Below are 26,302 nucleotides of genomic sequence, written 5' to 3'. Positions count from 1 at the left end.
GCCCGGGCGGGAGTGTGATCTGTTCTCGCAGCGCCACCCGGGCCGGAGTGTGATCAGCTCTGGCCCTAGTAGCCGGGCGGGAGCGTGATCAGAGAAGGGTCGGTACCTCGCCGCCCTCCGTCCACTCGACGCCGACTCCGCGCAGGCCGGTCGCCCATGGAGCGGTGATCTCGGCGAGCCTGGCCGCGTCCGGTGGCGTGCGGCCGAGTCCCACGGCGTACCGGGCCGTTCCCCGGCCGATCTCGAACGGTCGGGGCCAGGCGTGCGCGTCCCGTACCCCCGCGCGTTCCAGGGAGGTGAGCAGCGCGCGCATCCGGCCCCGCACGCGGCCCAGCGTCACCTCGAACCCCTCGGATCGTCGCACCCGCACGGTCACCACCGCCCACGCGGCGTGCCGCCGGTGCGACGGCGGTGCCGACAGCAACTCGGGCCGGGGATCCCGGCCGGTCTCCGCCGCCGCCTCCACGATCTCCCAGGCGTTGTAGAGCTCCTGGGTCAGGAGATCTCGCCCACCGGCGCCGACCTGCTCGCTGCACAGGCGGACCGGGGCCGTGGGAGTCATGATCGACACAGCCGCGTCAGACCTTCCGTCCTGCTGTCCGTACGGGGACCTGGCCGACCCGTCCGTTTCCTCCGCCAGTGGTTCGCCCGGGTCGGTCGACGCGCTTTCCGTTCCCGGTACGGGAGCCTCCGGCCGGAGGACGATCGGCCGGTGCCAGTCCCACGCGGCCCAGGTGCCGAAGAAGTGGCGGAGCAGGTCGCCCGGCGGAAGATCCCCTGCCTCGCGCACCGTCCGCGCGGCGAGGACGGTCCAGGCCAGACCCGGCAGCCCCCCGAACGGAGCCGAGTCGAGCCCGCGCGCCCTCGCCCACGCCTTCACCTCCCGGGCCAGCTCGACGAAGGCGGCACGGCGATCGCCGACCGAGGCGAGCACCGCGTCGGCGTCACCGACCGCGCTCAGCGCGATCGCCGAGGCCTCGTCCAGCTCGGTACGGCGCGACACCGCCTCGGCGGGAGTGACCTCCACGGCCCCCGCGATGTCTGTGACCGCTGTGATGTCCGTGGCCCCGGCGGTGTTCGCGGCCACCATGCCCTCTGTGACCTTCGCGATGTCCGTGACCCCCATGGCCCCCGTGACCGGCACGACGACCAGGTCGACGTCCAGGTCGCCGAACCGGAACCGGAGGCCGGGGACCCTGGCGCCGATCACGCGCCGCAACCCGGTCGCCTCCGGCAGGGCCGCCCTCACCCGCGCCTCGACGTCCGCGAGGTCGGCCGTCGAGGGCAACGCCAGCACCAGGTCCAGGTCCGCGCCGGGCAGGGCGCAGCCCAGGCGCCGTGACCCGGCGACGTGGACGACCCCCTCCGCCTGCGGACACCGCAGCCGCTCCACGATCTCCCGGGCCCGATTTTCCGCGGAATCGTCCTCCGGGGTATGCGCCGGGTCCTGCGGGGAGCCGGGCGGGTGTGTCCCGTGGTCGAGCCAGCGCACCTCACCCGTTCCGAGGGCGACGGTCGCCCGGGGCCGCATGGGCTCCTCGCCCCGGCGCGACAGCAGGACCAGCTCGCCGACCCGCGCCGTCTCCCCGGCTTCCCCGCCCAGCCGTCGCTCCCAGTCGGCGGCGAACCGTCCGGGATCCCGGACCCTTCCCAGGGTCAGGTGCGGTGTGTAGTCGCCGGAGCGGCCCCGGCAGTGCGGGAAACCGCGCTCCAGCGCGGCGCGTAGCGCGGCCCAGGGTTCCGGCCCGTCCGACGCCGGATCGAGCCAGACCGTGGAGCCGTCACGATGGGAGAAGGCGCGCACGCCCCGCAGCCGGGCGGTGAACGGGGGGATCGCGGCCGTGGCGGCGGCCAGGACGGGAGCCGCCCGCTCGAAGGAGGATTCCGGTACGAAACCAAACATCACCGTGACGTGCGGCGGCCACCGGTGGCTCCGGGGGTCGTGTTCCCGGCGGATCTCCTGGATCGCCGGCCAGAGTTCGGCCGGGGGGATCCAGACCACCGCCGTCCGGACGGTCGGCCGCGCGTCGAGGACGCCGGGAACGCCGGTGAAGCCGCGTGTTCCCGAGGAGCCGGAGACCCCCGAAGCGCCGTGCGTACCCGAGGCGTCGGGGATCCCCGAAGCGCTGCGCGTACTTGAGAGGCCGGGGATTCCCGACGCGCCGTGCGCCCCCGGGGAGCTGGAGACCCCCGAAGGGCCGCGCTTCCCTGAGGTGCCGGGGACTCCCGAAGCGCCGTGCATCCCTGGGGAGCCGGGGACGTCGGAGGAGCCGTGCCCGGTGGCGATGTCCACGACGACGCCGTAGTGGTCCGACACGAACAGGCCGTCGGCCGCCGGGGAGTCGCCCCGCAGGGCCGCGGCCGTGACCCGCAGGTCGTGGCCGCGCAGCAGCACACGATCGAGCCGGGACGCGCGGCCGGAGAGCGAGGAGAGGGCCGCCAGCGGGTTGACCCGCGGATCGAAGGTGGCGGTCGGGTCGCCGGGGCCGTGGATCTCCGTCCAGGCGTCCCGCAGGCCCAGCACCTCGGCGGGCCCGCTCCCGCCGTCGTTGAGGTCGCCCGCCAGGATCACGTCCCCGTCCACGCCGAGCAGCCCCTCGGCGAGCCGGGCGAGTTCGGCTCCACGCCGGGCGGGACCGTTGTCGGAGTGGTCGCTGCTGAGGTGCGTGACGGCCACCACGATCGGTCCGGCGGCGGACTCCACCGTGACGGCGGTGACGGCCTTGTGCGGGCCGAGGGCGTGCGTGCCCACCTCCAGCACGGGCAGGCGGGTGAGCAGGAGGAGCCCGTCGTTGTCGACGTCCCGGCCCGAGGGGTCGGTGCTCAGCGTGTAGGCGGAACGGATCCACGGGGTCCGCAGCAGCATGCCGAGCAGCTCGGCCTCGACCTCCTGCAGCGCGATGACGTCCGCGTCCGCCCGCTCCAGTTCCTCCAGCAGCATCGGACGGCGCCGCGCGGTGTCCAGCCGGTCGCTGTCGTAGCGGTCCCACAGGGTGTTCCAGGTCAGCACGCGCAGGCACGTCGCGGCCGGAGCGTATCCGGCCGGTGCCGGTGCCGGTGCCGGTGCCGCGGGACGCCAGCCCGCGACCGGATCCCACGAGAACGGCGTCCTGGCCGTGAAGAACGGCGCCCGGAGCCTGCGCGGGTCGCGCACCCGGCCCGCCTGCGACGAGTCGATGAGGTCCAGCCCCGCGGACCGGTCCCAGACCGTCTCGCCGTCGGCCTCGACGAACAGGATCCGGTGCCAGGGGATGTCGCCCCCGGGGACGAACGCGGGCAGCGGCAGTCGCTTGGGCGCGGCCCCGCGCACGTGTATCCCCAGGACGAACCGCGCCGGGTCGAACCGCGGATCCCAGCGGACCCGGTGGAAGATCTCCTCACTTGTCCGCATGCTCACACCTCGTCGCCGTCGAGGGCCCCGGCGACGTCGAGGACGGTCCCCTCCGGCCCGATGTACCAGGTACGGTGCGTCTCTCCCGCGTACGGCGGGGAGAAGCGGCGAAGCTGGGCCGAGAGCACCTCCGGCGGCACCGGGTGCGCACGGCTCGCGTTGCGCCGGGCCAGCAGGTCGCCCGGAACCAGCATGACCGCCTGCGTCGCCAGCGCGTCGCGCCCCCGGGCCACGGTGTGCACCAGGGAGCGCTGGTGCCGGTTCAGGGCCGTGGCGTCCCACACGACGGTCCCGCCGGAGGCGAGGAGCGCGTCGAGCCGGTGCAGGCCCTCGCGGAGGATCGCCTGATTGGCTCGCTGGTCGGACCGGGATCCACGCGCCTGGCGCAGGTCGTCGAGCGCGACGACGGCGCCGGTGTTCGTGAGGTTTCCGGCGAACGTGCTCTTCCCGCTGCCCGATGGGCCGACCATGACGACGAGCCGGGGAAATCCACCGGACCGCCGGTGCCGGCTCAGTGCCAGGCCACCCTCGGCCGTGGAGATCCGGCCCAGCGCGTAGGCCTCCCGGGTCTCGGCCCAGCAACGGTCCGCCACCTCGGGTTCGCAGTCGCCGAGCGCCTGGCGCAGGCCCAGGCGCAGCGGCTCCAGCGGCGCCTCGCCGAGCAGGCCGGCCTCGTCGGCGTGCAGCTCCGACCACGCGACCTGCTCGCGCGCGCCGGTGGCGTCGCCGTCCGCGCGCCCGGTCAGCGCGGCGGCGGCGACCGCGTGCAGGACCCCCAGGTCGGCCGCGAAGGTCAGCCGCACCAGGCCGGTCCTGCGCGCCTCGTCGGGGAAGTCGCGGTGCAGGCGGGGATGCAACTCGACCAGGTCGGCGACCCGCCGCGCCAGGGGCATGCCGAGGGGGGCCACCAGGGCGGGCGCCAGCCAGGACCGGCGCGTGCCACGGAACAGGGCGGCCATGACGCCCGCCAGCCGGGCGTCCCCCGTCCGGCCCAGCAGGTCGAGCCTGGCGGAGACGTCGGCCACGGCCGCCTCGGCGCGCTCGACGGCGGCCTCCGGCGGTGCGGGCCTCGCCGGGCCACCGGCCGTCACTCCCCGTCCGGGCGGCACGGTGACGGCGCGCGTGCCGGCGGCCGGTGTCGCGGTGACCGCGTGAGGGGCGACGGTCCGTGTCGCGACGGTCGCCACGGTCGCGCGGGCACCGGCGGCCGGTGCCGCGTGTCCCGCCGGGGCCAGGTCGCCGGTCGTCAGCCCCGTCGCGGCGAGGAGCGCCGGCACGTCCGGATCGGCTCCCGAACGCACGTCCCACAGTGCCGCGACCGGCCCCAGACCGTTCTCGACGACGGGCGCGAGCATCCAGTGCCCGGTCGTCCGGACATGGCGCGGGCGCACCCACTTGGCGACGCGGTGGGGGAACTCCTCCCGGTGGAACCCGTCGGCGGTCCGCACGACGTACCCCTCCCGCCGCGCCGTGTCCAGGCGCAGGGCCCGCAGCGCCCGCTCGTCGAACGTGCCGCGCCACAGCACCGGCGGGACCGGGACCCCCAGCCGCCTGGTCAGGCGCACCGTCCTGTCCCAGTCGAGGCACCGGTCGCCGTCCCAGACGGAGAAGGCGTAGAACCAGCTCTCCAGGTCCCGGTACTCGATGGAGTGCCGGGCGTAGAGGTTCTCGCCGCACACCCGCCATCCCGGCGGGATGAACCTGGCGATCCTGCCGTGCAGGGCCTTGATCCACGCGCGGGACGGATGGTGCGCCGAGTCCAGCGAACGGGCGTGCGTCCCGTCCGCGTACAGGGTGGTGTTCTCCCCGTCGAGCTTCTCGGTGACGACGACCTCCCGGCCTGCCAGCCCCGACAGGCTCCCGGCACGCACGTCGTCCGAGGTGGCCCCCGGGGACCAGGGCAGGTGGGGAGTGCGGGGATAGTGCACTCGCATGATCTGCTCCCGATGACGAAGTCGCGCTGCGGCGACTGTATGGGAGGCGGCGGGGCGGATCCACATAATAACCGCGCGGCTCGACCGGCCCCCGCTCGAAGCACGAAGCACGAAGCACGAACCGCGTGGCGGCCGGGGCGGCCGGTTTCACCGTGACGGCGGTGACGGCGGTGACGGCACTGTCGATCTTTCTTGTCGTGTGGTCCGGATCATGTGGCGACCGCCGAGGTGGGGGAGTCCTGGTGATCCTTTCGTTCCCGGGCCGCGGGACAGGCGGGGGCTTCGGAATCCTCCTCGTGAGCGGGGCCTCGTGAGCGGGCGGAGCCGCTGCCGTTCGCACCGGCGGGGCCTCGTAGGCTGTGTGTATGCGAAGCCCTCTGCTGGACACTCCCGGCGCGGTCGCGGCTGAGACGCCCGACGCCGACGTCGCCGGACACTACGGCGACCCGTTCGCCGAGCAGCGCGCGCTGCTCGCCGGAGAGGCGATGGTCGACCGGAGCAACCGCGAGGTCGTCCGGATCTCCGGACCCGACCGTCTGAGCTGGCTCAACAGCCTCAGCTCGCAGAAACTCGACGACCTGAAACCCGGTCGGCCCACCGAGACGCTGCTGCTGGACGCCCAGGGCAGGGTGGAGCACCACCTCGTCCTCGTCGACGACGGCGAGGCGGTGTGGGCCCACGTCGAGCCGGGCACCGGCGCGGAGGTGACCGCGTTCCTCGACAAGATGCGGTTCATGCTGAGGGTCGAGGTCGCCGACGTGACGGATCGCTACGCCGTGGTCTCCGTCGCGGGGGAGTCGCACCCCGACCTGCCCGAGGGCGCCGTCGCCGTCGGCCGGGACATCCTGCTCCCGCGTGACCTGCTGGCCGGGCGGCTCGGGCTGGGGCTCGCCGGGCTCTGGGCGTACGAGGCGCTGCGGATCGAGGGGCACCGTCCCCGCCTGGGCTTCGAGACCGACCACAAGACGATCCCGCACGAGGTGGGCTGGATCGGCGCGGCCCTCCACCTCAACAAGGGCTGTTACAAGGGACAGGAGACCGTGGCCCGCGTGCACAACCTGGGCCACCCGCCCCGCCGCCTGGTCTTCCTGCACCTGGACGGCAGCGTCGACACCCTGCCCAAGCACGGCGCCCCGGTGACCCTCGACGGCACGGAGGTCGGGTTCGTGGGCAGCTCGGCGCGCCATCACGAGCTGGGCCCGGTCGCGCTGGCCGTGGTGAAGCGGACCGTGCCGGTGGAGACCACGCTGGAGGCCGGAGGGGTGGCCGCGTCCCAGGAGGTCATCGTGCCGCCGGACGCCGGGCGCAACGTCCAGATCGACCCGAGCCTGCGCCGCCGCGTCCGCTGAAGGCCGACGGCCCGCGACGGAACGGGGGCGACCGGGCGGGCCGCTCGGCCTTCCCGGAAGCCGTGACGACACGGTCCCGAGCCACCCGGCCCTCCCCGGGCAGCGTACGGCCCGGGGCGCGGTTCAGATGTCCAGGACGCGTACGGCCCGGGGCGCGGGTCAGATGTCCAGGACCAGGGTGATCGGGCCGTCGTTGGTCAGGCCGACCTTCATGTCGGCGCCGAACACCCCCGTCTCCACGCGGGCGCCCAGCCCGCGAAGCTCGGCGCAGAGCGCCTCCACCAGCGGTTCGGCGACCGGGCCAGGTGCGGCGGCCTGCCAGGTGGGACGGCGTCCCTTGCGGGTGTCGCCGTACAGGGTGAACTGGCTGACCACCAGCAGGGGCGCGCCGATGTCGGAGCAGGACTTCTCGCCGGAGAGGATCCGCAGGCCCCAGAGCTTGGCGGCGAGCCTGGCCGCCTCGGCGCGCGTGTCGGTGTGGGTCACGCCGACCAGGACCAGCAGCCCCGGCTCGTCGATCGCCCCGACCGTCACGCCGTCCACCACCACAGACGCGGAACTCACCCGCTGTACGACCGCACGCATGCCCCCATCATCCCGCGCCCCCGGGCATCTCTAGACTTCGGACGAAAGGAGACAAAGGTGTCTGCTGAGTCATTGTTGGTCGAGGTCGTCCGCTCGGGGTTCGTGGAGTCCACCCACCGGGCGCGAATGCTCGCTGTGGCCGCCGACGGGTCGCTGGTGAGGGTCCACGGGGAGGTGGACGCGCTGGTCTCGCCGCGCTCGTCCTTGAAGCCCCTGCAGGCGCTCGCCATGGTCCGCGCCGGGCTCCCCCTGCAGGGGGAGCTGCTCGCGCTGGCGTGCGCGAGTCACGCGGGGGAGCCGTTCCACGTGGACGGGGTACGGAGGATCCTGGCCGGGGCCGGGCTGGACGAGAGCGCGCTCGGCTGCCCTGAGGACCTGCCGGAGGACGTCGCCTCCCGCGACGAGGTGCTGCGCGCCGGAGGGAGCCGGGCCAGGGTCTACATGAACTGCTCGGGCAAGCACGCGGCGATGCTCGCCACCTGCGCGGTCAACGGCTGGCCGCTGGAGACCTACCTCGATCCGGCGCATCCGCTGCAGCGGGCCGTACGCGCCACGGTCGAGGAGCTGACCGGCGAGCGCGTCGCCGCGAGCGGGGTGGACGGTTGCGGCGCCCCGCTGTTCTTCGTCTCGATGCTGGGCGTGACGCGGGCGTTCCGCGCCCTCGTCCGGGCCGGAGAGGACACCACGGAGCGCCGGGTCGCCGACGCCTTCCGCGCCCACCCCGAGTGGACGTCGGGCACCACCCGCCCCGAGGCCAGGCTGATGCGGGCGGTTCCCGGGTTGCTGGTCAAGGCCGGGGCCGAGGCGTTCGACGCCTTCGTCTTCACCGACGGGCGCTCGGGAACCGTCAAGATCGAGGACGGCGGCCAGCGCGCCCGGGTCCCGGTCACCGTCGCGGCCCTCACCGCCCTCGGCTTCGAGGCGCCCGCGCTCGACGAGCTCGCCGCCGGGGTCCTGCTCGGCGGGGGGCGCCCGGTGGGCGAGATCCGGCTGAGCCGGGTGCCCTGACGGCCGTACGCCCTGCCAGCCGTGTCCCCGGGGGGAACGGCCCGGGTTTCCCGTGGGCCGCGATCGCCGATGTCTGGTCTTCCACGGCCCGGGTCCGATACGACTGTACGACCCGGTACGACCCGGTTCCCGCGCGCTCCGGCCCCGGGAGGACCAGATGGGGCACATCGTGAGGAAAACCGTGGAAGACACCGCGACGATTCCGCCGGGGCGCAGTCACGAGCGCGTGGGGGCGTTCACCGACGCGGTCTTCGCGATCGCGATGACCCTGCTCGTCATCGAGATCCCCCGGCCGGAGGGTCCCGAGGCGGAGGCGATGGAGGCAGGGGAGGGCGGCGACCGGATGGCCGTGGCGGGCAGGCTCTGGGACTTCCTGGCCCAGAACTCCTGGGTGTTCCTGGCGTTCGTCGTCGCCTTCCTGATGCTCTGGGCGGCCTGGCGGCAGCATCACAAGGTCTTCGACCAGCTCACCCACGTCCCCCAGCGCACGCTCAACCTGCATGTCCCGGGATCCTCACCCCGGCGGTGATACACGGGGCCCGGTGGGCCGGTCACCGGATGATTCCCCAGGTGACCGGCCGCTGACCCGCGGGTCGGCCACGACTCGCCTACAGCGAGCGGAACTGGCGGGTGGTGGAGATCGCCCCCGAGGTGGTCATGGTGAAGGTGCGCATCGAGTCGGCGAACCTGGACAGGTCCCACTCGGCCGGGCCGTGATACCAGTACAGGTGGTCGGCCTGCTGGCCGTTGCCGGTGACCGAGGAGACCACGCGGGCCCAGCGGTCGACGCTGTCGAAGATCACGGCGTACGGCAGGTAGCGGGAGAACAGCTCCACCCGCTGGGCCACCGGGACGTCCCCGCCGATGTCGGCGCCGGACAGATACTCCCTGAAGCCCAGGGTGTGGGCGAGGGCGCCCGCGCCCTTCGCGGTCTTGGCGGGCATGTACTGACCGCCCACGGCGAGGGCGGCACCGGCGATGATCAGAGCCAGTCCGAGCACCCCGTACGTGGTGAACCAGGCCAGCGCGACGGTGGCGAGGACGCCGAGGCCGGTGAGGACCACGCCGACGGTCGTCCAGCGGGTGCGGACGGTGTCGGGGCGGCGGGCGAACCAGCCCTGCGTGACCACGTCGCGGTAGAGGGCCTCGCGGACCTTGCCCAGCTTGGCCCCGAACGACCCCTGGAGCTCCGACAGCAGCACCGCGTCACGGCCGTCGAAGATGGCGTCGTGGAGCTCCCGCTCGTAGGGCATCAGCGAGGCGATCTGGGCGGCGGGCATCCGGACCAGCCTCCAGTCGGGCGTCTCGTACGTCTGCCGGGGCTGCTCGTCGATCCTGAGGTAGCCCCGGACGGCCAGGTCGACGATCGTGGCGGTCACGTCGATCACGTCGGCCTGCTCGTCCATGAGGGTGCCGATCTGGCCGGGGCGGACGCCGTCCGGCGGGGCGAAGTGGCCGTTCTCGACGCCGCTGAGCGAGCCCGACTCGTGGCCGACCACGCGGGCGTCGCGGCCCCGGGTCCAGTAGAGGAGGACGAGGCCGCCGAGCATCAGGAGCAGCAGGGCGGCGAGCGCGCCGCCGGTGACGGCGTTCAGGGTGAAGGCGTTGGACAGCTCGAAGCGGCGTTCCAGGATCGGCGCGCCCTTGGTCGCGCCGCCGGGGTAGCCGACGACCACGGTGAGCACCTCACCGGCGCCGAGGTCCTGCTGCCCGAACTCGGCGGTGACGCCCGTGTGGTCCATGGAGGCCTCGGTGCAGGCGATCGCCGAGCTCAGGGGACCGGCGAAGCACGACAGGTTCTGCATCGTGGCCGGCCCGCTCACGCTGACCTTGGCCCGCTCGACCGGGACGGACCAGGCGCCCACCGCGTACCACCGCAGCTCCTGGGCGTCGGCCAGCGGCGTGACGGCGCCCTGGACGTCGTACTCCAGGGTGGCGCTTCCGGTGCCCTTCAGGGTGATGGTCTCGCCGGTCAGCGTGGCGTCGCCCTTGAGGCCGGTGACCCGGTAGAGGCGGTCGCTGCCGTCGTCGTAGCGGGTCCGGTCGACGAGGCCGCGCGACGGCGCGTCACCCTCGAAGACGACCTCCTCCTTGACGTGGAGCACGCCGTCCTGCCGGAGCTCCAGCTGGACCGTCGTGCTCGTCACCTTGCCGGCCCGCGCGACCTGCCCGGCCTGCCCTGCCTGTCCTGCCCGCGCGAGCCGGGTGTTCCGCCCGGCCTGGGAGGACTTCGCGCCCGCGCCGCTCGCCAGTGCCGGAGAAGCCAGTGCCGGAGAAGCCGGTACGAGGGAAGCCGATGCCGAGGAAGCCGGTGTCAGGGAGGCCGCCGCCGAGGACGCGAGGGCGGGGGAGGTGAGGGCGGGGGACGCGCTGAGTGCCAGCGCGAGGAGGGCCGTCGCGGCCAGGCTCCCGGCTGCCCGGCGGGAGAGAACCGACCCGCGGGAGAAAGCCGACCCGCGGAAGAGAACCGACCCGCGCGAGAGAGCAGATCCGCGGAAGGGAACCGACCTGCGCAGGAGAGCCGACCCGCGCGAGAGAACCGTTCGGCGTGAGGAGGACGGTTGGCGCGAGGAAGCCGCTCGGTACGAGAAAGATGCCGCCATGTGTCGGGAGCTTAGCGAGATCCACCGGCCCGTGATGGCCGACCCCATATCCATTTTTTCCCGCTCATAAACGCATATGTGGCTATATCCGCTAGATTGCCGCCCGGAGATCAACTCTTTGGAGAGGCGGTCGCATGCGACCTCGGGGGTCGAACCCGCTGGCCTTCGGTGTGCTCGGTGTTCTCGCCCTGGCGTTCGCCGCCGTCGTGGTGATCGCGGGCCTGGCCGGGGAGGAGGAGGCCGAGGTTCCCGCCGGGCCCGGGACCGCCCCGGTGGCGACGGGGAGCGCGGTTCCCCGGCAGACGGGCGACACCGAGATCACCACGCCGGACTTCACCCCGCCGGAGAAGCTGGACCTCGGCTCGCTGGGCGGCGTGGCGGTCACGCCGGTCGCCGCCAAGCGGAACCTGGCCGTCGACCTCCGCTACATGCGGCGCTCGGACACCGCGGCCCGGCTCAAGCGCAACCCGCTGTACGGCACGGGCCTGATGCGCAGGACCACCTGCCGCGCCCCGCGCCCCTCGGCCCAGCCCCGCGACATGCTGTCCTACCTCAACGCCGTCACCGACTGCCTGGAACGGGCGTGGTCGGCGAAGTTCTCCCAGGCCGGGGCGGTATTCCTCCCGGCGCGCAAGGTCTACTGGTCCCGTCCCGGACGGGGACCCTGCGGGACCTACCCCGACAAATCGGCCTCCGCCTACTACTGCCCGTTCAACCGGGGCATGTACATCGGCCTGAGCCACGTGATCGAGCAGAGCGGCGACGTCGACCCCGCCAGGAACCACGTGCCCTACCTGACCGTGCTGGCCCACGAGTACGCGCACCACGTGCAGAACATGGCCGGCATCGGCGGAGCCTGGTGGTGGGAGGTCTCCAGCAAGTCCCGTACCGCCCAGGACTCCCACTCCCGCCGTCACGAGCTGCAGGCGCAGTGCCTCGCCGGGGCCTTCGTCCGCACCGTGCGGGAGCCGCTGGGGGTCACCGCCGCTCGCTGGCAGGAGGTCCTGCGGACGGAGTTCGGGCGCGGCGACGACCAGAACGGCAACCCCCGGCGCGACCACGGCAGCGGCGACCACTACGCCGCCTGGCTCCACCAGGGCTGGAAGTACGCCAGGATCGCCTACTGCAACACCTGGTCCGTCGGCCCCTCCGACGTGAGCTGACCCACTCCCGCCCCGCCGAGCCGGGCGGGGCCCGTGGGACCGATCGGGTTCATGAGGCGGAGTCGCCGCGATCGCCGGTGGACATCTGCAATCATGTCGGGAGCCCGACGTTTCCCGAGGTGGCATGCGCGCGCCCGTACGTAGACGACCGTGGACGCCCGCGGTCGCGTTTCTCGTGGCGATTTCCTGTCTTCTCCCCGGATGCAGCCTCGGCGGTGGCGCGGCCACGCCGCCGGCCGCCGGTACGGGGCTCCCGCGGACCTCACAGCTCCCGGCCCCGCTCGTCATGATCGTCGGTGACAGCTTCACCGTCGGGTCGGGTCCGGTACGGGCGTGGGACGGCTACGCCGCCAGGGTCGCGCGGGAGCTGGGCTGGCAGCTGATCACCGCTGGCGCCGCGGGGACGGGCTTCGTCAACCCCGGCCGGGTGGGCCGGACGTTCCGGGACTCCTTCGTGAAGGAGCTCTCCTGGCGTCCCGAGCCCAACATGCTGATCATCTCCGGCGGGCGCAACGACCGCAGGATCGGGGCCGCGAGGATCGAGAACGCGGCCGTCCACCTGGTGGAGCTGGTCAGGCGGCGGTGGCCGCACACCAGGATCGTGATCGTCGGCCCGATCTGGATGAGCAGGGCTCCCCGGTGGGCCTACGACGTGCGGGAGGCCGTCCTGCTCGCCGCCGACCGGCAGGAGGTGCCCTTCCTCGACCCGTTCGAGCCCCTCGGCCCGCACGGCCGGGGCTGGGGTCGCGGCGCGGTCCTGCCCGACGGCGTCCATCCCACCCTCACCGGCCACGTACGCCTCTCGCGCTGGATGGTCTCCGCGCTGCGGAAGTACGGCATCGAGGCGCGCTCCTCCTGAGGACGCCGAACCGTCCGGCCGCTTCCCTTGATGTCACATAAGGGACATTTCACTACAAATCAGCCCGTAATGCCTTGATAACTCTCATAACCCGACAATCGTAGTGTAAAAGGATTGAATTATCGTTTATGGGCAGAGATGACAGGAAAGTATGACAAGCGGGGATGGGTCATATCTATCCATCACTAATGGTTCTCGGCTGATCCAGAAATGCCGGGAATCGGGGTAATTGAACCTTTCGAGGGGAAAAGCAATGCCCAAGTTCAAGAGTGTTATCGCAGGACTCGCTTTCAGCATGGCGCTGACCGGCGGAGTTGTCGGCATGGGCGCGGCGACCACCGCCGCGAGCGCCGCCGCGACGACCACCGCGGTCACCGCCGGCGCCTTCCCGACCTGGGGCGGCGGTGGCTGTGGCCGCCGCTGCGGTTGCGGCGGCGGCGGTTGCGGAGGCTTCCGCGGTCACCGCAGCCGGAGCCACGTCAGGGTGCGGATCAACAACCACAACAACAACAACAATTACCTGTCGAACAGGAACCGCAGCGGCGGCTTCGGGTTCGACGACGACTGACGGATCCCCCGATCGCCGGACCACGCCCGCTACCTGATCCGGGCGCGGCGCGGGGGAGCCCCGTGACCGGTGCGAGCCGGTCACGGGGCCGCGGCGGGACCGCCGGTGACGGCGGTCCCGCCGCCCGGCGTACGGCCGGGAGCCGCGGTGCAGGGCGGGGCGGCGAGGTCGTCGGCCGTACGGTGAGGGAACGGATCGGGCTACGGCTAGGAGACGGTGGGGGCGGGCGGGGCGCCGGTGCCCGACCAGGTGCCGATGAAGCCGAAGGTGGTGGATCCCCCGGCGGGGACGGATCCGTTCCAGGCGGCGTTGGCGAAGGTGAAGACCGGAGGGGTCGCGGAGAGGGTGGAGCTCCACGACTGGCTGATGTTCACGCCCGAGGGATAGGTGAGGACGGCTCTCCAGGTGGTGACGGCCGCGGTGCAGCGGACGGTGACCTCGCCCTGGAAGCCGCCCTGCCAGGAGTTGGTCGTGCGGTACGTCGGGGTGCAGCCGCTCGGCGGGGTCGAGGTGGTCGTGAAGGTCGTCGCCGCGGAGGCGGCCGAGGTGTTCCCCGCGGCGTCGCGGGCGACGACGGTGACGGTGTAGGCGGTCTGCGCGGTGAGGCCGGTCAGGGTGATCGAGCTGGTCGCGGACGAACCGAGCTTGGTGGTCCCCCTGAGGACGTCGTAGCCGGTGACCGCGCGGTTGTCGGTGGAGGCGGTCCAGGACAGCCGGGCACCGGTCGAGGTGACGTCCGAGGCGGCGGGCGTGCCGGGCCGGGTCGGCGCCTGGGTGTCCGGGGTGCCGGTGCCGCCGTAGATCGTGGCCTCGACGGAGGTCTGCGCGATGCCGTTCGCCCCGTTGAACAGACGCTGTCCCCAGGTGGTGAGGCTGGCGACGTTGAAGTTGGTCACCTGGTCGAGATACTCGACGCCGCCGCCGTTGCCGCTCCACGACCAGCCGAGGTAGCCGACCCCCCTGGCCTGCGCCTGGGCCATGATCGTGTCCTCGTCGGGGTTGCCGTCGGAGTGGTTGAAGCCGAACTCGCCGATCACCAATGGCAGTCCCGCCGTCTGGAACGCCTGAAGGTAGGAGGTGACCTCGGCGGCCGTGTCGAACACCCCGTACATGTGGACGGAGAAGACCGTGTTGCGCTGCGGGTCGGCGGCGGCGACCGTGGCCGCGTTGTCGCGCATGGTGAAGCCCCAGTCCTGACCCCAGTTGGGCGCGTCCACCATGATCAGGTGCTGGAACCCGTTGCTCCGCAGCCGGGTGATCGCGGCCGAGGTGGCCTGGGTCCAGCCGGGGGTGGTCGCGTTGTTGCCGAAGGGCTCGTTGCCGATGTTGAGGACGACGTAGTCCTCCTGGCCGACGATCGCGTTCTTGACGCCGATCCAGTAGTCCACGGCCTGGTCGAGGGTGTACGCGCCGCTCTGCTCGCCGTACCCGGTGGTGTCATGATTTTCCAGGACACAGATGAGTTTGTTCTGCTTGCAGAGCGAGACGACGTTCGCCACGTCGGCCGCGCCGTTGGCCGTCCACCGGCCGCCGCTGAGCACCACCCTGACGGTGTTCGCGCCCAGCGACTTGATGTCCGCGAACGAGCCGGTCTGGGTGGCGTACCAGGTGTGCGCGTGGCTGGTGCCCCGCATGACGAACGCGTTGCCGTTCGCCTCAAGGATCCGCGTACCGCTCACGCGAAGACCGACGGCGGCGTGGGCGGGCGGTATGGAGACGATGAAGGGGAGAAGGAGCGCCGCGAGCAGCGCCAGTCTGATGCGCATGACCTACCTCGGTTGGGGAGTGCCCGGCCGGGCGGAGGGGTCGTCGCGCCCGGCCGGGGCGGTGAGACGTCCGGGGGATCCGGGGAGGAGCGGACGCCTGGACAATGGGGTCAGCCGGTGGTGCAGGTCACCGGCGTGGGGACGCCGTTGGTGCCGTTCTGGCTCGCGGTGAAGCCGAAGGACGCCGAGGCGTTCGGGGCGAGAGGGCCGTTCCAGGCCACGTTCCTGACCGACACGTCCGCTCCCGTCTGGGTGTGCGTGCCGTTCCAGAGCTGGCTGATCGTCTGGCCGTTGGGGAAGCGCCAGGTCACCGTCCAGCCGGTGATCGCCGAGCTGCCCGCGTTCGTGACGGTGACGTTCCCCTGGAAGGCGCCCTGCCAGCTGTTGCCGACCGTGTACGTGGCCGTGCAGCCGCCCGCCGGGGCCGTCGTCGTGGTGAACGCGGTGCTCTCGGACGCGGTGGAGGAGTTGCCCGCCGCGTCCCTGGCCACCACGGACACGGTGTACGCCGTCGCGGGGGTCAGCCCGGTGAGGGAGTACGAGGTGCCGGTGGAGGTGGCGACCTTCGTCGTCCCCCGGTAGACGTCGTAGCCGGTGACGCCCACGTTGTCGGTCGAGGCCGTCCAGGTGAGGGTGGCGCCGCTGCCGGTGATCGCCGAGACGGCGGGCTTGCCCGGCCGCGACGGCGCGACGGTGTCGTCCTCAGGGGGCGGCTCGTCGCCGGGCGGGTTGCCCCAGATCTTCGTCGTCCCCGCGTAGACCGTGATGTTCTGCACCCGCACCGGGGTCGCGCCCGGCGTGGTGGCGACACCGGTGTACGACCAGTCGTTGGACGGGTCCCACGTCCCGGTGCTGGCGAGGCGGAACTGCACCTCGCGCCGGTGCTGCGACTGCCCCGCCGGGGCGATCGAGGTGTTCGAGCAGTCGATGGTGACGTAGTAGGTCTTCCCGGACAGCAGGGTCGGCCCGGTCGGGGCCTTGCACTGGTTGTAGGCGGACGTCACGGAGACCTGGCTCGCGGTCGTGGCGCCGTCGAGGGTGAAGTAGTAGCGGAACGAGCCGTTGGCGAGCGGGCGGGCCGGCCAGGCCGACTGGTTCCGCACGATGGCCTTGATCTCGGTGAACGCCGAGCCGGAGGCGTTCACCCCGGCCTCCACGAAGATCTCGGGGCCGTCGGGGGTCTCCGCCACGGGGAAGTTCGCGGCGGGGGCTCCGCCGTACTCGCGGTAGAGGCGGGCGAGGGCGCTGGTGAAGCCCGCGTTGTAGTCGGTGGCGACCTCGTTCATCACGTAGTCGTCGCGCCGGTCGGTGTAGGCGTCGTCGGGGTCGGGCGGGCCGCCGACGAGGGCGCCGTACAGGGTGTGGCGGGTCTCGACCGGGTTGGTCATCTGGTCGGTCCACGAGCCGTGCGCGGTGCGGTGGTGCGGGTTCCTCGGCGGGTTCGCGCCGAACCCGATCACGTACGAGGAGTTGCGCGGGTTGTCGCCGAGCGCGTAGTTGATCTGCCTGACCGCGAAGTCGTGATATCTCGCCTTACGTGTCGCGTCGGTGATCGCGTCCGAGTGGACCAGCGCCACGAACGAGGTGTTGGCCGCGTAGCGCAGCGACCCCCACCGGTCGAGCACGGCCTGCCCGCCGGGGGAGTACCTGATCCGCTGCCCGTTGACCCCGACCGTCCAGAAGTCGAGCCAGCGGTTCGCGTCGTCGAGGTACTTCTGCTTGCCGGTCAGCTTGTTCAGCAGCACGTAGGCGCCGTAGGACTTGTCGTCCCAGGCGATCGTCCACTTGTAGGACTTCGTGGTGGACTGCGGCTCGGTGCCGAGGTTGTCGTAGTACGACTCCGCCTTGGCCAGGTAGGAGGCCTCCTGGGTGGCCCGGTGCAGCCAGATCGCGCCCCAGACCAGCTCGTCGTTGAAACCGCTCCACGACTGGTAGTAGCCGGACGCGTCGGTGACGCAGTCGCTGTACTTCTTCCGCACGGTGTCGGCGAAGGTGTAGAGCTGCCTGGCGTGCGTCACCAGCGTGTCGGCATAAGTCGGATTTGTCGGGCGGAAGACGATCGACGAGGCCGCCATCGCCGCCGCCGTCTCCCCGGCCAGGTCCGACCCGCCGCAGGAGGCGTCGATCTTGTACGCGGGCCGCTCCATCTGCATCGCCTCGGCCGGGCCCCACCAGGCGTGGTCCTTGCCGCCGTTGCCGACCTGCCCGTACAGCACGTTCGCCGACGGGTGGGCCTTGATGAAGTAGTCGTTGACGAACTTGAGGTTGTTCAGCAGGTGGGTGAGCTGCCCGGAGGAGGCGTACGCGTCGCGGTACTCCACCGCGCCCCAGGCCAGCATCGTCGCGCTCGCCGCCATCGGCAGGCCGAACTTGACGTGGTCGCCCGCGTCGTACCAGCCGCCGGTCAGGTCGAGCCCGGCGTCCTGGCCGTCGGTGAGCCCGGAGGGGCCGCGCCAGCCGACGCGGTTCCAGCTCGGCAGCGGCCCCGACTGCTGGGCCTCGTAGAACCAGAGGGACTTCTGCAGCGCCTCGCCGTACGCGAAGGCGGGGGCCGCGGCCTGGGCGCCGGTGGCGGTCACCGTCACCGGTACGGCCGTGAGCGCCAGCAGCGCGAGCGCCGCCAGGGTTCTCTTCATTGGGGGGTGCGCCTCTCGGAGATGGTGCTCGGGGCGTGACGGCAGGTCAGGGGTACCGTCACGCCCCGAGGTCTCAGGGGGTCCGGGCTCGCGCCCGGACCGGTTCGGGTCCGGGTAGGGCTCGCGCCCGGTTCAGGGCCTGGCCGGAGTCCAGGTGGGGCTCGGGTAGGGCCCGGGTCCGGCCCGAGGGAGGGCCGGACCCGGGAACGGGGGACCGGAAGGGGGTCAGGAGGGGATCAGGGGAAGAGGCGGCCGTACTCGGCGAGGGCGACGGCGACGTCCACCTGCGCCCAGAACCGGTGGTAGTTGAAGGACGGCGCGGGGCCGGTGCCCTTCAGGTAGGCGTCCACCTTCGGCCAGTCCGGGTCGTTCTTGTAGAAGGACCGGATGGACATGAAGGTCGAGCTGGAGTTGATCGTGTCGCCGTTGGGCATCTTGCCGGTCCAGCCCGGGGGCACGTAGACCGGGTCGTTGAGGCGCCGGTAGTCGGCCTTGGTCTCGGTGACCGACACGCCCTTGGCGTCCTGGTTGTTGCGCCACATGCCGTCGAGCAGGCCCTTGGCGACGTTCTTGGCCGTGGCGTTGCCGGACTTGGCCGCGTAGTAGGTCAGCACCTTGGCGTACGAGCCCGCCACGCCCACGTCGGTCGTGTAGTCCCTGATGCTCACGTGCAGCCCGGAGTTGGAGCCGGGGCTGCTCGGGTTCCAGGTGTCGGGCTGGCCGGTCCACACCAGCGTCGAGGGGATCTGGTAGGTCCCGTCGGCGTTGATCGTGGTGTTGTCGGTGGCCCACTTGACCCACTTGTCCAGCACGAGCTTGGCGTCGGCGTTGCCGGTCGCGTAGTACAGCTCCGCGACCCGCTCCATCGACCACGCCTGGAAGCCGAACCACTGGTTGGACGGCGGGTCGTGGTAGACCGGCTGCCAGTCGTAGGCCATCCCGTAGAAGGTCGGCAGCGTCGACGGCGGGGCCGCGTAGTGACCCTGCCAGCTGTTGGTGGCGCCACCGGCGATCGCGCCCTCGGTCGACTGCAGCCAGCGGTAGAACTCAAGCTGACGCTTGGTGCTGGTGGTCCAGTCCTGTACGGCGGTCGCGCCCTTGGGCTTGAGCACGTCCACGCTGGACAGCGCCCACGCGGCCATCGGGTTCTGGTAGCCGGAGTGGTTGTGGCTGGAGCCGATCCGCCAGGCCCATCCGGCGGAGGTGTCGTTGGCGCCGCCCCAGGCGTAGTACCAGCTCAGCAGGTAGGCCGAGCTGTCCTTGCCGGTCCCGGCCGGGCAGGAGGTGCTGGTGCAGCCCTGCTTCTTGAAGTACTTGTCGTACATCGCGTAGCGCAGGTAGTCGCCCATCTTCGCGGCCTTGGCGACCGTGGCCGAGACCTGCGAGGCCTTGCCCTGCTCGGTGGCCCAGGTGTGCGCCCAGTAGGCGACCTGGACGGCGCGGGCGTCGGCGTCGGGGGCGTTGGTGTACTTCCACTGCTTGGCGTAGGCGCTGTCGCCGGTGAACAGGTCCAGGAACCCGTTCGGGCCGCCGTGCTTGAAGGTGTCGCAGGACGGCTGCGGGATGGTCTCGAAGACCGACTCCTCCGGGCCGCGCTGGTAGGTGTTGATGTACGCGGGCTTGGTGGTCCCGTCCCCGCAGCGGCCGAAGCCGTAGGTGTTGTCCACGTCCAGCAGCCAGTGCATGCCGTAGACGTCGCTGGTGCCGTACGCCGTCTTGAGCTCGTTGGCGATCGGGTCGGTGCCGACGCTCACACCGCTGTCCAGCCTGGACGGGTACTGCTTGATGTCGTCCCACTCACCGGCGTACGTGGCGGGCTTGGCCGGGTTGTAGAAGGAGTTGGTCGGCTGGTCGGCCGTGGCCGGGATGATGTACCTCTCCATCGAGGCCCAGGCGTCGTTGAACTTGGTCCAGTCGCCGGTCACCTTGCCGTACGCCGCCTCCAGCCACAGGTAGTAGCTGTAGGCCTCGGAGGTGGTCTCGTGCCCGTGGTCCGGCGCCTCGACCATGAAGGTCTCGACGGAGTGGTAGGGCACGCCCTGCGGCGAGAAGTAGCCGTTCGCCGGGTCCTTGAGCTTGTTGTACATCGTGGTGAAGCGCTGGACGTACTCGTTGTTCCCGCCGCCCGAGTCGTTGTCGACCTCGGTGGCGGTCGCCTTGGCCGACGTGTGGCCGGTGGCGGTGGAGGTGAACTCGGCGGTGCCGGAGGTCTGGTCGGCGTCCTCGGCCGCCGCGATCCGTACCGTCTGGGCCGTGTTCCAGTTGGCGGTGGTGAAGGTGAGCGACGCGCCGGAGGCGACGGTCAGGTCGGTGTCGCCGCTCGTCCTCGCGGTCGCCACGGTGACGCTCGCGGACGGGGCCTTGGAGAGCCTGACCGAGAGGTTGGCCGAGCCGCCCTCGGGGACGGCGACCGTGGCCGGGGTGACGACCACGGCGGGCGCCGCGTTGGCGGTGACGGTGATCCCCACCGGGGAGGAGGTGGTGGCCGCGCCCTTGTCGTCGGTCGCCCTGGAGGTGATGGAGTAGCTCCCGGCGGCGACGTTCGTCCAGCTGTAGGCGTACGGCGCGCTGGTGTCGGTGCCCAGCAGCGTGCCGCCGTTGAAGAAGTCGACCTTGGAGACGGTGCCGTCGCCGTCGGCCGCGTTGGCGGCGATCGCCACCGTCGCGGGAGCGGCGAAGGTGGCCCCGGCCGCCGGGCTGGTGATGCTCGTGGTGGGCGGCTGGTTGACGGGGGTGGCCCCCCCGCAGGTGGTGCCGTTGATCGTGAAGGCGGCAGGCTTGGGGTTGGAGCCGGACCAGGTGCCGTTGAAGCCGATGCTGGTCGAGGCGCCGGTGGCCAGGTTGCCGTTCCAGGCGAGGTTCTGGGCGGTGACGTTCTGGCCGCTCTGCGCCCAGGTGGCGCTCCAGCCCTGGCTGACCCGCTGGGTGGCCGTCGGGAAGGTGAACCCGAGGGTCCAGCCGGTCAGCGGGTCGCCCAGGTTCTTGACGGACACGTTGGCGCTGAAGCCGCCCTGCCAGTCGCTGGTGGTGTACGTCACGTCGCAGGCGACGGCGGCGAGGGCGGGGGAGGCCGCCAGCGCGGTGCTCGTCCCGGCTGCCAGGCTGAGCAGCGCCAGCGCGGCGATCCGTCTCCGGAAGCGTGGGAGCGCTCCCGCTTTATTGGGGAACAAATGCATGAAATGGGCCTCCGTGAGTGGGGATCGATGCGAATTCGCTGGTGGTGGCGCCGCATCGGATCAAGCAAGGGAGAGAGGGGGTGGGAGCGCTCCCATAAGCGATTCTGGAGACGGTGAACGGGATGTCAATGGCAGGCACCCCCGGTTACGCCGATGTTTCGCGGCCCATGCCGCCAGGCTGCTGCGATCCGGGCGGCCTTTTTCGCGGGACGTGAAAGTTTCATGGCTTCCGGCCTCCCCACCCGAATGCTTGCTTGTGGACGGGCGCCCGGGTCCCCCTCGCGGCGATCCGCCCCACCGGCCGGCGGCCGATGGGGCGGATCCGAGACCTCGGGGAGACCCTTCCCAGGTCAGCCCCGTCTTGTCAGCGGGGACGGCGGTGGTTGCCGGGACGCGCGTGGTGGTGACGGTTGCGGTCACGCTTCCTCGCCGTGAACGGCCTGTCGTTGGGCGGATACGTGATGACGGTCCGGTCCCTCTTCTTGCCGCTGGGGCTGGCGCCGGCGTTGGCACCGGCGTCGCCTGCGGCGGCCGGAGCCGCCGGAGGCGCCGGAGGCGCCGGGCAGATGCCCTCGGGACCGACGACCACGCTCAGCACCGGTGAGGTGCTGGGCTCCAGCCGGTTCGTGCCCGCGAAGGCCGCCACGAACTCGTGGGTCCGTGGCGTGATCTTGGAAATGATCAGCTTCGCGTGGCCCGCGGAGTCCGAAGGGAACTGGTCCTGGCGCACCCCGTTGGCGAAGAACTCGACCGGCCCGACCGGGGGGACCGGCCCCGAGGACGTGACGGTCGCGACGAGGGCGAGGTTGCCCGGCGATGCCGGATCGCAGAACGCGCCCAGCTTGGTGGTGGTCCTCCTCTGCGGCACGCCCGCGCAGGCGGACCGGGTGACGGTGGCACCGTCCAGATTGACGGTGCCCGCGCGGGACAGCAGGCGGCCGTGCACGGTCGCGCCACTGGCCGCGGTGATCGAGGTCAGTGCGAGGACGCTCCCGGCGAAGCGGGAGCCCGCCCCCAGCGTGGCCGCACCGCCGACCTGCCAGATGACATTGCACGCCTGGGCGCCGTTGGCGAGCCGCACCGTGCTGGCGGGCGCGGTGATCAGGCTGGGAGTCCTGAAGACGAAGAGGGCGTTCGGGTTCCCCTGCGCGTCGAGGGTCAGCTCCCCGTTGATCTGGAAGGCGCCCGAGATGGAGTTGTAGACGCCGGGAAGCACCGTGGTCCCGCCGAGCTGGGGCCGCAGGGAGGCGGTGCCGGGCCGCATCGCGGCGCTGGCGTAGGCGGCGCCCAGGTCGTCCTGGGCCTGTTCGGCGACGGGGTCGTCCAGGTAGACGGCACCGGCCACGATGCCCGGCGGGAATCCGGCGGTCGTCGAGCCCGGGCTCACCCCGACCTCGCCGGTGACGACGGTGGCCCCGGTGCCCGCGACCGTCGTCCCCGCCAGGACCGCGAAGTTCGCGGCCGCGCCGAGCGACAGCGCCGCCCCCGGATTCGGCTCGTTCGCCGTGCCCATCGTGCTCGTCGCGTTTACTGCTTTTGTCGCGCTTGTCGCGTACGCCGTGTGCGGTGTCGCGGTGACGCAGCCCAGCGCGACCGCGGCCGTCACGGCCCCCGCCAGCCAGGAACGGACGGTATTTCGCGGAACGATGGGTGGGTGACCAATTCTTGTCACAGTGCTGCCCTTTTCTTTTGGTATTTCTCCGTCCAGGCGCATTGCCGATGATGCGCCATTTCCTGCGACCCTACTGATCGGCGGTGTCGTACTTGTTATACGACATGCGGGATATTTTATTGCATGGTTATCAGTGTATTTATGCAGTATTCGACGGTATTGCTGATTCAACCGTGCGAGGCGGGTCCCCCTCTCACGCATGCGAGGGCGTGCCGCTCGGCGGCACGCCCTCGATGGTTCCGTGAGACGGTTCCGTGAAACGGGGAGTGGGGATCAGACGCAGGTGATGCCGGACGCGCCGGGGGTGGAGGGTCCGTTCGCGGTGAATCCGACGACGACGGACTGACCCGCCGCGAGGTTCGCCGCGTGGCTCGGGGCCTTCGCGGTGAAGGTGGTCCCGCTCTGCGTGACGGTGGCGTTCCAGCCGCTGCCGAGCGCCACCCCGGACGGCAGGGTCCATCGCACCGACCAGTTGTTCCAGGCCGAGGTCCCGGTGTTCTTCACGGTCAGCGCGGCCTGGAAGCCGCCCTGCCAGGAGTTCGTGAGCGCGTACGACGTCTCGCAGGCCGCCGTGCCCGGTGTCGGGGTCGGGGTCGGGGTGGGGGTGGAGGTGCCGCCCCCGCCGACCGGCGGGATCAGGTACGGCTGGAGGATGTCCTGCTTGTCCTGGTTGATCGAGGTCCAGTCGTCCTTGGCGATGCCCCCGGTGTCACCCGAGTTGGGGTTCCACGACCAGTAGGTGAAGGACATCCCGTTCACCCCGGTGCCCAGATACTTCATCAGCTCCTGGAGCCAGACCTTGTCCACGGCGGCCTGCATGGTGGTCCCGAACTCGCCGAGCATGATCGGCGCGATGTTCTGCTTGTAGAGGTATCCCCAGTACTTGTCCCAGATCGCGGGCATGTTCGCCGGGTAGTCCGGCGCGTCGAACCACGTCTGGCGGTAGACCGAGGTGGCGTAGTCGTGCGGCGAGTAGACCAGCCGGTTCGCCACGTTCAGCCGCACCGGGAACTCCCCGGCCTTCGACAGGTTGCCGCCCCACCAGCCGCAGTCCTCGTCGTTGCCCGGGTCGTTGTCCCATACGTTCGACAGGCCCCCGCTCGGGCAGCTCACGCCCTCGACGAAGATCAGCCAGTTGGGGTTGACCGACAGCACCGCGTTGCCCGCCCGCTCGGCGGCGAGCCGCCAGTCGCGCGCCGTGTCGCCGCAGCCCCAGCACGCCCCGGTGGCGGCCGGGTTGGTCCCCTCGGCGTGCGGCTCGTTGTGCAGGTCGGCGCCGATGACGGTGGTGTTGCCCGCGTACCGCTGGGCGAGGGCCTTCCAGTCGTTGATCCAGGTGCTCTCCGGCGTCGCGGCGACGTACCACAGCGGCGACTGCCCGGCCGAGGTCGGCCGGTGCCGGTCGAGGATGATCCGCATGCCCTTGCTTCCGGCGTACGCGATGACCTTGTCGAGGATCTGCAGGGGGCTGTTGCCGACCAGGTCGGGGTTGACGAAGTCGTTCACGCCGCTGGCGACCGCGCCCGACTTGAGGGCGTCGTTGGAGAACGGCACGCGGAGGGTGTTGTAACCGAGCGAGGCCATCTTGTCGATCTGGCCTCTCCAGGGGTTGCTCGACCACAACCCGTGGAAGGTCTTGTTGTCGGTCTCCATGCCGAACCAGTTGATGCCGGTCAACCGGACGGTCGCGCCCGTGCTGTCGACGATCTTGTTGCCGGAGGTGCGCAGGTAGCCGGTGCCGGTTCCGCCCGCGGCACCGGCCGGGGAGGAGCCGAGCGCGACCGCGAGCGCCGAGGTGACCACGAGCGCCGCGAGCGCCGCCGACCACCTGCGAACACGCAGGACTTTCATTCAAGAGCCCTTCGAGGACGGGATCTGTTCGCGGGGTGGGAGTCCCCGCGATCGAAAGGTGCGGCCGGTCGCGCTCGCCATGGTTCGGCGCCCGCCCCGCTCCCGTCAACCGCCGCCCGGACCGGTCCCGCCCCCTCACGGCACCCGCGACCCCTCCCATCTCGCCCTGTACGGCCACCGCCCCGCCGATCGCCGGGTGAAAGTTTCAGGGGAGGGCGGGGGGCGGGGCCACGGGGGAGCAGTCGGCGTTCGACGGGTCGGCGGGAATGGCACACCACACGGTCCGGCCACCGGGCCCGAAATCGCGGACCCCCCAATTCCCGGCCGAGATCTCGTCGACGATGAACAACCCCCGGCCGCTTTCCGCGTACAAGGGCGAACATTCCTGGAGGTGGGGCTTTCTGGACGCGGAACCGGGGTCGGTCACCTCGACGTACACGAAATCGTTGACCACCTTCAGGACGACCATCACCAGATCCCCCACGGGGCCGGATTCTGAATGCTCGACGGCGTTCGTCGTGATCTCGGAGACGACCAGTCGCGCCTGTTCGTAGGCCGGATGATTCGCACCGAGGAGATCACGCACCATCTCGCGCGCCTGGGAAACCGATTCGGGCTTTCTCCGGACGAAGATCTCGCCTAGCTTTCTGGGTGTTTGCGGCATGGCGCCCCTTCGTGCAATTCGTACGGCTGCTTCCCTGTCCTATTGACCGAGGTGTCGACGTCTGTCTGACTGGGTGCCTCCACGATCCCAAAGGACACATGGAGCCGGAAGCACAATGGGGTTCACATAAATTCACAACCGCCCTGGAATTGGTGCGCCGGAGTACGAAGACGGAGAGTATTGACGCGAAGACGCCGCGAAGTGATGGAAGGTAGGCCGCGATGCCCCAGATTCTCCCCGCTGACCTGACGGTGACGCCTCGCCACTACTTCGGGCAGGAGGTTCGCGGGCTTCGCTCGGCGGCGGGACTGAGCCAGAAACAGCTGGCGAAGCAGGTCCCCGTCTCCGTGAGCCACCTCAGCATGATCGAGACGGGCACCCGCCCGGCGAACCACCACACCGCCGCGAAACTCGACGCCGCTTTGGACTCCGGCACCACCCTGGTCGACCTGCTCGACGCGCTGGAGAAGGCCAATTCCCCGGTCCCGCGCTGGTTCCGCCCGTGGGTGGAGTTCGAGCGCGAGGCCGAGGAGCTCCACGTCTGGGAGGTGAACGTCTTCCCCGGCCTGCTCCAGACGGAGGACTACGCCCGTGCCCTGCTCAGCCGCGAGCCCGACGTGGACCACGAGCAGACAGAAGGGCTTGTCGGCGCCCGGATGCGCCGTCAGACCATCCTCGACCGCCTCAGGCCCCCGATGCTCTGGGTCGTGGTCGACGAGGCGGTTCTGCACCGGCCCGTGGGCAGCCGGGAAATCATGTTCTCCCAGCTCAACCGCCTGTTGGAGATGGGCGGGCGGACCAACATCTCACTTCAGATTCTCCCTCACAGCGCTTACAGTGTTCTTGGGCTACTCGGCGCGTTCACCGTCGCCACACTGCCTCGCGGTGCCTCCCCCTAGCAATGGCGGCAATTGCGTTGAGGTCGCCGGTTTGTCCGGGGGGCGTGCGGCGGTCAGGGACAGCAAGGACCCGTCCGGTCCGGCGCTGGTCTTCACCCGTGGCGAATGGGCGGCCTTCGTCGGCGGCGTGAGAAACGGCGAATTCGACTAGCCCGAAGGGCCAATAACCTAAGCCCCC

The 26,302-nt window shown here is 71.2% G+C and carries 18 protein-coding genes; 8 read left to right on the top strand and 10 right to left on the bottom strand.

Annotation, left to right across the window (positions count from 1 at the left end; all coding sequences use genetic code 11):
- Nucleotides 1-88 precede the first annotated feature (88 nt).
- Together ACSC1Q_RS26070 and ACSC1Q_RS26065 are read right to left on the bottom strand one after the other, a co-directional pair.
- The gene (locus ACSC1Q_RS26070; protein ID WP_436761305.1) at nt 89-3,391 is read right to left on the bottom strand and encodes a poly(A) polymerase; all 3,303 of its coding nucleotides are present in this window, start codon (nt 3,389-3,391) and stop codon (nt 89-91) included.
- A gap of 2 nt (nt 3,392-3,393) precedes the next feature.
- Entirely contained in the window at nt 3,394-5,325 is a 1,932-nt protein-coding gene (locus ACSC1Q_RS26065; protein ID WP_436761304.1) for an RNA ligase family protein, read from the bottom strand.
- Nucleotides 5,326-5,690: 365 nt separating this feature from the next.
- Between ACSC1Q_RS26065 and ygfZ the strand changes: the two genes are divergently transcribed.
- Nucleotides 5,691-6,674 carry a CAF17-like 4Fe-4S cluster assembly/insertion protein YgfZ gene (gene ygfZ / locus ACSC1Q_RS26060; protein WP_436761303.1) on the top strand — a complete coding sequence of 328 codons (984 nt, stop codon included), beginning with the start codon at nt 5,691-5,693 and terminating at the stop codon, nt 6,672-6,674.
- 159 nt (nt 6,675-6,833) lie between these two features.
- On the opposite strand, the gene dtd is transcribed toward ygfZ, so the two are convergent.
- Nucleotides 6,834-7,259, bottom strand: coding sequence for a D-aminoacyl-tRNA deacylase (gene dtd, locus ACSC1Q_RS26055; protein WP_436761302.1), 426 nt, complete (start codon nt 7,257-7,259; stop codon nt 6,834-6,836).
- Between the two features lie 57 nt (nt 7,260-7,316).
- On the opposite strand from dtd, the gene ACSC1Q_RS26050 reads away from it, so the two are divergent.
- A complete protein-coding gene (locus ACSC1Q_RS26050) occupies nt 7,317-8,267 on the top strand; it encodes an asparaginase (protein WP_436761301.1) in 951 nt (316 codons plus the stop codon).
- A 181-nt stretch (nt 8,268-8,448) separates the two neighbouring features.
- Nucleotides 8,449-8,796 carry a TMEM175 family protein gene (locus tag ACSC1Q_RS26045; RefSeq protein WP_436761300.1) on the top strand — a complete coding sequence of 116 codons (348 nt, stop codon included), beginning with the start codon at nt 8,449-8,451 and terminating at the stop codon, nt 8,794-8,796.
- Nucleotides 8,797-8,875: 79 nt separating this feature from the next.
- On the opposite strand, the gene ACSC1Q_RS26040 is transcribed toward ACSC1Q_RS26045, so the two are convergent.
- Nucleotides 8,876-10,414 carry a DUF2207 domain-containing protein gene (locus tag ACSC1Q_RS26040; protein WP_436761299.1) on the bottom strand — a complete coding sequence of 513 codons (1,539 nt, stop codon included), beginning with the start codon at nt 10,412-10,414 and terminating at the stop codon, nt 8,876-8,878.
- 590 nt (nt 10,415-11,004) lie between these two features.
- Here ACSC1Q_RS26040 and ACSC1Q_RS26035 point away from each other — a divergent pair.
- From ACSC1Q_RS26035 to ACSC1Q_RS26025, 3 genes are all read left to right on the top strand, one after another.
- Nucleotides 11,005-12,033 (top strand): neutral zinc metallopeptidase, encoded by a 1,029-nt coding sequence (locus ACSC1Q_RS26035; RefSeq protein ID WP_436761298.1) that lies wholly within the window; start codon nt 11,005-11,007, stop codon nt 12,031-12,033.
- Nucleotides 12,034-12,319: 286 nt separating this feature from the next.
- Entirely contained in the window at nt 12,320-12,892 is a 573-nt protein-coding gene (locus ACSC1Q_RS26030; RefSeq protein WP_436761297.1) for an SGNH/GDSL hydrolase family protein, read from the top strand.
- Nucleotides 12,893-13,145: 253 nt separating this feature from the next.
- The gene (locus tag ACSC1Q_RS26025) at nt 13,146-13,460 is read left to right on the top strand and encodes a hypothetical protein (protein ID WP_436761296.1); all 315 of its coding nucleotides are present in this window, start codon (nt 13,146-13,148) and stop codon (nt 13,458-13,460) included.
- A gap of 206 nt (nt 13,461-13,666) precedes the next feature.
- On the opposite strand, the gene ACSC1Q_RS26020 is transcribed toward ACSC1Q_RS26025, so the two are convergent.
- The 6 genes from ACSC1Q_RS26020 to ACSC1Q_RS25995 all read right to left on the bottom strand — a co-directional run bounded on the left by ACSC1Q_RS26020 (nt 13,667) and on the right by ACSC1Q_RS25995 (nt 25,225).
- Nucleotides 13,667-15,226, bottom strand: coding sequence for a cellulase family glycosylhydrolase (locus ACSC1Q_RS26020; protein WP_436761295.1), 1,560 nt, complete (start codon nt 15,224-15,226; stop codon nt 13,667-13,669).
- Between the two features lie 110 nt (nt 15,227-15,336).
- The gene (locus tag ACSC1Q_RS26015) at nt 15,337-17,862 is read right to left on the bottom strand and encodes a glycoside hydrolase family 9 protein (RefSeq protein ID WP_436761294.1); all 2,526 of its coding nucleotides are present in this window, start codon (nt 17,860-17,862) and stop codon (nt 15,337-15,339) included.
- 236 nt (nt 17,863-18,098) lie between these two features.
- Nucleotides 18,099-21,038, bottom strand: a complete 2,940-nt coding sequence (locus ACSC1Q_RS26010; protein WP_436761293.1) for a glycoside hydrolase family 48 protein — start codon at nt 21,036-21,038, stop codon at nt 18,099-18,101.
- A gap of 364 nt (nt 21,039-21,402) precedes the next feature.
- Nucleotides 21,403-22,644 (bottom strand): ice-binding family protein, encoded by a 1,242-nt coding sequence (locus tag ACSC1Q_RS26005; RefSeq protein WP_436761292.1) that lies wholly within the window; start codon nt 22,642-22,644, stop codon nt 21,403-21,405.
- A gap of 339 nt (nt 22,645-22,983) precedes the next feature.
- Nucleotides 22,984-24,561: a cellulase family glycosylhydrolase gene (locus ACSC1Q_RS26000; protein ID WP_436761291.1), complete on the bottom strand. Its 1,578-nt coding sequence runs from the start codon at nt 24,559-24,561 to the stop codon at nt 22,984-22,986.
- 205 nt (nt 24,562-24,766) lie between these two features.
- Nucleotides 24,767-25,225 (bottom strand): ATP-binding protein, encoded by a 459-nt coding sequence (locus ACSC1Q_RS25995; protein ID WP_436761290.1) that lies wholly within the window; start codon nt 25,223-25,225, stop codon nt 24,767-24,769.
- A 221-nt stretch (nt 25,226-25,446) separates the two neighbouring features.
- Between ACSC1Q_RS25995 and ACSC1Q_RS25990 the strand changes: the two genes are divergently transcribed.
- Nucleotides 25,447-26,124 (top strand): helix-turn-helix domain-containing protein, encoded by a 678-nt coding sequence (locus tag ACSC1Q_RS25990; RefSeq protein ID WP_436761289.1) that lies wholly within the window; start codon nt 25,447-25,449, stop codon nt 26,122-26,124.
- Nucleotides 26,063-26,275, top strand: coding sequence for a DUF397 domain-containing protein (locus ACSC1Q_RS25985; protein ID WP_436761288.1), 213 nt, complete (start codon nt 26,063-26,065; stop codon nt 26,273-26,275). The genes ACSC1Q_RS25990 and ACSC1Q_RS25985 overlap by 62 nt, the downstream gene beginning before the upstream one ends.
- Nucleotides 26,276-26,302: the final 27 nt, after the last annotated feature.

This window comes from Streptosporangium heterodermiicola (assembly GCF_051390675.1).
In the GTDB taxonomy this organism is placed as follows: Bacteria; Actinomycetota; Actinomycetes; order Streptosporangiales; family Streptosporangiaceae; genus Streptosporangium.
The sequence above is the reverse complement of the archived record's forward strand: the minus strand, read 5'-3'. Positions and strand labels throughout refer to the sequence as shown.